Origin of the sequence: Haloferax mucosum ATCC BAA-1512, assembly GCF_000337815.1 — an archaeon.
GTDB classification, from domain to species: domain Archaea; phylum Halobacteriota; class Halobacteria; order Halobacteriales; family Haloferacaceae; genus Haloferax; species Haloferax mucosum.
The window spans coordinates 556,202-562,330 of sequence record NZ_AOLN01000011.1 but is presented as its reverse complement, the minus strand read 5'-3'; the positions used below and the strand labels follow the sequence as shown (position 1 = coordinate 562,330).

The 6,129-nt window shown below is 60.8% G+C and carries 5 protein-coding genes; 2 read left to right on the top strand and 3 right to left on the bottom strand.

Going from position 1 to position 6,129, the window contains the following annotated elements; genetic code table 11:
* Positions 1-311 precede the first annotated feature (311 nt).
* Positions 312-626: a non-histone chromosomal MC1 family protein gene (locus C440_RS09620; RefSeq protein WP_008320226.1), complete on the bottom strand. Its 315-nt coding sequence runs from the start codon at positions 624-626 to the stop codon at positions 312-314.
* A gap of 236 nt (positions 627-862) precedes the next feature.
* Between C440_RS09620 and C440_RS09615 the strand changes: the two genes are divergently transcribed.
* Together C440_RS09615 and C440_RS09610 are read left to right on the top strand one after the other, a co-directional pair.
* Positions 863-1,060 carry a hypothetical protein gene (locus C440_RS09615; protein ID WP_004059056.1) on the top strand — a complete coding sequence of 66 codons (198 nt, stop codon included), beginning with the start codon at positions 863-865 and terminating at the stop codon, positions 1,058-1,060.
* 59 nt (positions 1,061-1,119) lie between these two features.
* The gene (locus C440_RS09610; protein WP_008320225.1) at positions 1,120-2,175 is read left to right on the top strand and encodes a quinone-dependent dihydroorotate dehydrogenase; all 1,056 of its coding nucleotides are present in this window, start codon (positions 1,120-1,122) and stop codon (positions 2,173-2,175) included.
* Between the two features lie 38 nt (positions 2,176-2,213).
* Here C440_RS09610 and C440_RS09605 read toward each other — a convergent pair whose 3' ends face one another.
* Positions 2,214-4,820, bottom strand: coding sequence for a valine--tRNA ligase (locus C440_RS09605; protein ID WP_008320224.1), 2,607 nt, complete (start codon positions 4,818-4,820; stop codon positions 2,214-2,216).
* A gap of 101 nt (positions 4,821-4,921) precedes the next feature.
* A complete protein-coding gene (locus tag C440_RS09600) occupies positions 4,922-6,127 on the bottom strand; it encodes a trans-sulfuration enzyme family protein (protein WP_008320223.1) in 1,206 nt (401 codons plus the stop codon).
* Positions 6,128-6,129: the final 2 nt, after the last annotated feature.

The window sequence follows — 6,129 nt, the reverse complement described above, 5'->3', positions numbered from 1 at the left end:
GGGGGGAGTACCCCCGTGCGCTTCTTCACATTACTTCCAATGCCACGGTTACATTTAAGGCCGTCGAACCGAAGGCGCATCGTCATGCGGTTTCATGGCGGACAAGTGCATAAATGGCGATTACTCTCAACGGATAATGTCGCGCGACTGGAGGCCGGCCGTTCATCCCCCGCGTTGTACGTGCGGTCTGACCGGGTGTTGGTCGCGCAGACGAAACTGACAGGGCTGTCGTGAAAGGCGTATCGACTGGCGAATTAAGTCTTTCACGCACGTGCGTACACGCGCGTTAAGAAGGTCGAGCGTTCGTCAGGCTACTCGTCGAGGTGCTCGATTCCCTTTTTGGAGACGTTCCCCTTGGTAATCTTCCCTTCCATCCACCCCGGTTTATCTTCGGGTGCGTCGCTGTTCCACGCCCACGCGTCGAAGATGTGAACCTTGTCGGTTCCCTTCTCTCGAAGCCGAATCTCGATTGCGTTCGACTCGGCCTCATCTTCAGAACCGTGAGGGTCGAGCCGGCGTGCCGCCTTGAGCGCCGCTTGGCGTGGCATACTTCCCGAGAAGACACTTGTCTCTGTACCGTCCTCCTCTCGGAGCACAAAGTTCCGCTTACCGTCCTCGCGTACCATGATTTTCCACCTCTATGCCAATGAACCACATGGCACGTCATAAATATATCGCCGATTTTCGACCGACGACGGTACTGTACTTATATACTTGCCCCAGCGAGAGGTGCCTATAGTAGTCAAAAGATGAATATGTAATCGGATGTGAGCGTCAGTTCGAGGCGAAAAATCACCCTCAACGAGCAGACGGAGACAACACTTATGTATTCCCTGCGGCGAACCAACGGATAGACCCCCAGATGGTCCGGAAAAAGAAGCTCAGTCCGAGTGGCGCCAAAGACGAAAACGGCGAGTACCACAACGTCCACGTCAACCTCCACGAAGATGAACTCGCAGTCGCCGGAATGGAGATCGGCGACGAGGTATTCGTTCGCGTTCGAGACGGCAAAATCATCATTCAGAAAGCAGACCCAGAACAGGTCGAACACGACTTCTGATACGACCCCGTGACGTCTCGAAATAATTCCACCGACAGCGAACCGCACAAAGTACCACAATGAACCCCTACGCTCTCGCCAAGCCGTTTCTCTTCTCGCTCCCGCCGGAGACCGCACACGGGACTATCCACGGACTCCTCAAGACGGTCCGCGGGACGCCCGTCGAATCACTACTCGAACGCCGATACCGCGTCACCGACCCGCGACTTGCGACGAGCGCGTTCGGACTCGACTTCTCGAATCCGGTTGGAATCGCCGCGGGGTTCGACAAGAACGCGGAACTACCGACTGTCCTCACGGCGCTCGGATTCGGCCACGTCGAAGTTGGTGGCGTAACGGCGAAGCCACAGACCGGCAACCCGCGTCCCCGGATGTTCCGCCTGCCCGAAGACGGGGCGCTCATCAATCGTATGGGTCTCAACAACGACGGCGCGGACGTAGTCGGAAAACGACTCTCGACGGGAGCAACCCCCGACATTCCCGTCGGCGTCAACCTAGCACTCTCCGAAGTGACGCCGACCGAAGAGGCCCCGGAGGACTACCGCTACACCTACGAGCGTGTCGCCGACGGCGCAGACTACTTCGTCGTCAACGTCTCGTGTCCCAACAGCGAGGGCTTCCGCGACCTGCAAAACCGCGACTCGCTGGAGGCGATTCTCGGGACGCTCGTCGATGCCGGTGCCAACCCGCTTCTCGTGAAACTCTCGCCCGACCTTCCGGACCCCGCGGTCGAAGAGGCCCTCGACGTCGTCAACGACCTCGATTTGGACGGCATCATTGCGAGTAACACAACCACGTCGCGCCCCGACTCACTTCAGAACCCGAACCAAGCCGAACGCGGCGGTCTCTCCGGAAAACCAATCGAATCGGCCGCAACAGACATGATTCGGTTCATCGCCGAGCGGACCGACGCGCCGATTGTCGGCGTCGGCGGTGTTTCAGACGCAGAAAGCGCCTACCGGAAAATCAGGGCCGGCGCGTCGATAGTCCAACTCTACACGGGCATGGTCTACGAAGGCCCGGCTATCGCCCGGAACATCAACCGCGGACTCGTCGAACGACTCGAACGCGACGGCTTCGACTCAGTCGCCGACGCTGTCGGTGTAGACCTGTAAAAAACGTTTTTGAGGGCGTTTCAACAACCGATTGAACCTCAGTCTTTGATGATGATGAGTGCGCCGTCGGTCTCGACGAACTCACCCTCGCCGGAGTAGGTACGTTCTTCGTTGACCTCGAACGCGTCTGGACCGAGTTCGACACCGGCGACGTGGAGTTCGTCGCCGACGAGTTCGTAGTCGTCCTGTGCGAGTGCGGCCTCGATATCCGGAACCTTGCTTCCGTACTCGGGGCCGACGATGGAGTAGTCGAGGTCGATACCCGAGATGACGGACTCGATAGGCGGCTCCTCGTCGGTCGAGGTGAGCGAATCGACGTGCATCACGCCGCTGATGTCGTCTTCGAGACCAGAGATGTGCCCGTAAACTTCGACCTCGCCGAGCGGCGCGTTCATCGAGAGTTGTGCGTCGCTTTTGTATTTCCGGAGCGCGCCGACGACGGCCATCGCGGTTTCGCCGGCCTCGAAGTCGGCGTCGAGTCCGAGCGGGTCGGGCCACGACTGGTCGTGAACGCTCGACTCGTCGTACATGTCGCGCCACAGTTCCTCGGTAACGTGTGCGAGGATGGGTGCGAAACAGACGAGGAAGCGCTTGTGAGCGGTCTGGAGCGTGTAGGCCGCCGCGGGGTCGTCGCCCTCTCGAAGCCGCTGTTTTGCGATTTCGAGATAGTCGTCACAGAACGTGTGCCAGAAGAAACTCCGGAGGCGGTCGCGCGCCTTCGAGAACTCACGGGTCTCCAGTTTCTCGGTGACGAATTCGAGTTCGCGGTCGAGCGACGCGAGAAGCCAGCGGTCGATGGCCTCCAGGTCGTCGTGGTCGAACGATTCCGGCGCGTCCTCGGTGAGGCTCTCGACGAGTTTGGAGGCGTTCCAGAGCTTTCGCATCAGTTTCTCGCCCGCGACAAGACCTTTCTCTTGATACGGCAGGTCGTCGCCGACGGCGCTTCCGGCGGCCCAGTAGCGAGCGGCATCGACTGGGAACTTCTCTAGGACCTCGTCGGGCGAGACGACGTTGCCGACGGACTTCGACATCTTCTCGCGGTTCTCGTCGAGGACCATTCCGTTTATCATCACGCTGTCGAACGGAACTTCGCCGGTGTGCTCGTAGCATTTGACGACCGTGTGGAACAGCCAAAAGGAGATGATGTCGTGGCCCTGCGGGCGCATGTCGAACGGGTAGAGTTCCGGCTGTTCGAGTTCCATCGTCTCGGTTTCGGGGTTCCAGTCCCACCCACCGTTGATGAGGGGCGTCAGCGACGAGGTCGCCCACGTGTCGAACACGTCGTCTTCGGCGACGAACTCGTCGTGGCCGCAGTCGGGACAGCGATCGACCGGCGGGTCGTCCGAAAGCGGGTCAACCGGCAGGTCCGCGCGGTCGGCGACGACGGCGTGTTCGCAGTTCTCGCAGTACCAGACCGGGAACGGAATCCCCGACGAGCGCTGGCGAGAGATGGCCCAGTCCCACTGGAGTCCCTCGATCCAATTTTTGTACCGCGTGAACATCTTTTCGGGATACCAGTCCATCTGCTCACCCGCTTCGAGGTACTCCTCGCGCTTGTCGAGCAGTTTGATGTACCACTGGTCTTTGACGAGGAACTCGACGCTCGTGCCACAGCGTTCGTGGACGTTGACCGTGTGCGTGATGGCCCGCTTTTCGAGCAGTGCGCCGACGTCTTCGAGGTCGGGTACGATAGCCTCGCGCGCCTCGTTCGCAGACAGTCCGGCGTACTCACCCGCAACGTCAGTCATCGTACCGGATTCGTCGATAGCGACGCGGAGCGGCAGGTCGTGGGCCTGATACCACTCGATGTCGGTCTGGTCGCCGAAGGTACAGCACATGACGAGCCCGGTCCCGGTTTCGAGGTCAACGCGCTCGTCTTCGAGGATTGGGACGGTCTGACCGAAAAGCGGCACCTCGGCTTCCTGTCCGACGAGGTGTTCGTTCTCGTCGTCGTCGGGGTGGACGAAGACGGCGACACAGGCAGGAAGGAGTTCGGGGCGCGTCGTCGAGATGACGAACGACTCCTCGGAGTCGGCGACGCCGAACTCGATATCGTGGAAGTGCGCGTGCTGTTCGTCGTCTTCGGTCTCGACCTGCGAAATCGCGGTCTCACACTCGGGACACCAAATCGCCGGCGCTCGCTGGCGGTACTGGCGGTCCTTCTCGTAGAGGTCGATAAAGGAAAGCTGGGAGACGCGCTGGACCTCAGGTGAGATGGTCTGGTACGTCTGTTCCCAGTCGATGGAGATACCGAGGTTCTGCATCTTCTCGGTGAACTCCGCTTCGTACTTCGAGGTGACTTCGCGGCAGAGATTCTGGAACTCACGTCGCTCGTAGTCTTGGTGTTTGATACCGAGTTCATCCTCGGCCAGAAGCTCCGACGCGATACCGTTGTCGTCGTATCCGAACGGGAAGTAGACCTCCTTGCCGCGCATCCGGTTGAACCGGGCGACGAAATCCTGGAGGGTGAAGCCGTAGACGTGGCCCCAATGGAGACTCCCGGACACCGTCGGCGGCGGCGAGTCGATAGAGAATACAGTGTCGGGGTCTACCGCACGCTCCGGGTATGCGTACAGGTCTTCGTCAACCCACCTCTCTTGCCACTTCGCCTCGACGGTTTCCGGGTCGTATTCTCCGCTCGGCATTGCGTTGCCGTACCTACTGCCGGGCGGACTGTTAAACGCCTCGGTTAGATGGCCGACGTGACGGATTTCGAGCGACCGAGCGGTGAAACGGAAGAGGCTTCTCAGACCGTCGCCAGCGCTTCGTCGAGATCCGAAAGCAGGTCGTCAACGTGTTCGACACCCACGGACAGCCGAAGGAACGAATCCGAGATACCGAGAGTATCCCGGTCGGCCTGCGAGAGCGGCGAGTGCGTCATCGTCGCCGGGTGTTCGATGAGGCTTTCGACGCCCCCGAGACTGACCGCGAGCGGGAACTCGTCGAGGTGTCCGAGGAACGCGGCCGTGCCGTCGGGGTCGGTGTCGAGTTCGAACGAGAGAACGCCGCCAAATCCGGACTGCTGGCGGGCGGCGAGGTCGTGTTGCGGATGCGACTCCAGACCCGGGTAGAGGACGCGCGTGACGGCGTCGTGTGATTCGAGGAAGCGCGCGATTTCCATCGCGTTTTCCTCGTGTTGGCGCATCCGAAGCGGGAGCGTCTTGATGCCGCGGAGCGTCAGATAGGAGTCGAACGGCGAGAGCATCGACCCCATGCCGACGCGCTGGAGGAACGCGAGTTCGTCCATGATGTCGTCGCGGTCGGTGACGACGGCACCACCGATGGAATCAGAGTGGCCGTTGAGATATTTCGTGGTGCTGTGGACGACCACGTCGGCACCGAGCGACAACGGGTTCTGGAAGTACGGACTGAGGAACGTGTTGTCAACGCCGAAAACCGCGTTCCAGTCGTCGGCGATAGCCGCAATCGCCTCGATGTCACAGAGGTGCATGAGCGGATTCGACGGCGTCTCCATCCAGACGAGTCGCGTCTCGTCGCGCATCGCGGCTTCGACTTCGTCGGTATCGGTCGCATCGACGAACGTCACGTCAACGCCGAGTCGCTCGGCGAACAGGCGGTTCAGCATCGTCTTCGTGCCACCGTAGAGGTCTTCGAACGCGACGATGTGGTCCCCGGGGTGGACGACCGCTGTCATGGTCGCCGCGATAGCCGCTGTCCCGGAGACGAACGCGAGCGCGTGTGTACCGCCTTCGAGCGCCGCGAGTCGGTGTTCGAGAGCGTTCCGCGTCGGATTCGAGAGCCGAGAGTAGAGATACTCGCCCGCGTCGGGGTCGAGCGATTCGAGGTCGGCATCGGGGTCTACGTCGGGAATCGAGTACGTCGAAGAGAGATGGACCGGGATGGTAACGTCCTCGACGCCCGGTGCAGGTGTCTGGCCGCGTTCGCCGTGGGTCACCGCGAGAGTCTCACGGTGTAATTCATAATCGTTCATAC

Excerpts from the sequence above, each read along its gene's own strand:
- C440_RS09605 (WP_008320224.1), bottom strand. The coding sequence starts at position 4,820 with ATGCCGAGCGGAGAATACGACCCGGAAACCGTCGAGGCGAAGTGGCAA.
- C440_RS09620 (WP_008320226.1), bottom strand. The coding sequence starts at position 626 with ATGGTACGCGAGGACGGTAAGCGGAACTTTGTGCTCCGAGAGGAGGAC.
- C440_RS09600 (WP_008320223.1), bottom strand. The coding sequence starts at position 6,127 with ATGAACGATTATGAATTACACCGTGAGACTCTCGCGGTGACCCACGGC.
- C440_RS09615 (WP_004059056.1), top strand. The coding sequence starts at position 863 with ATGGTCCGGAAAAAGAAGCTCAGTCCGAGTGGCGCCAAAGACGAAAAC.
- C440_RS09610 (WP_008320225.1), top strand. The coding sequence starts at position 1,120 with ATGAACCCCTACGCTCTCGCCAAGCCGTTTCTCTTCTCGCTCCCGCCG.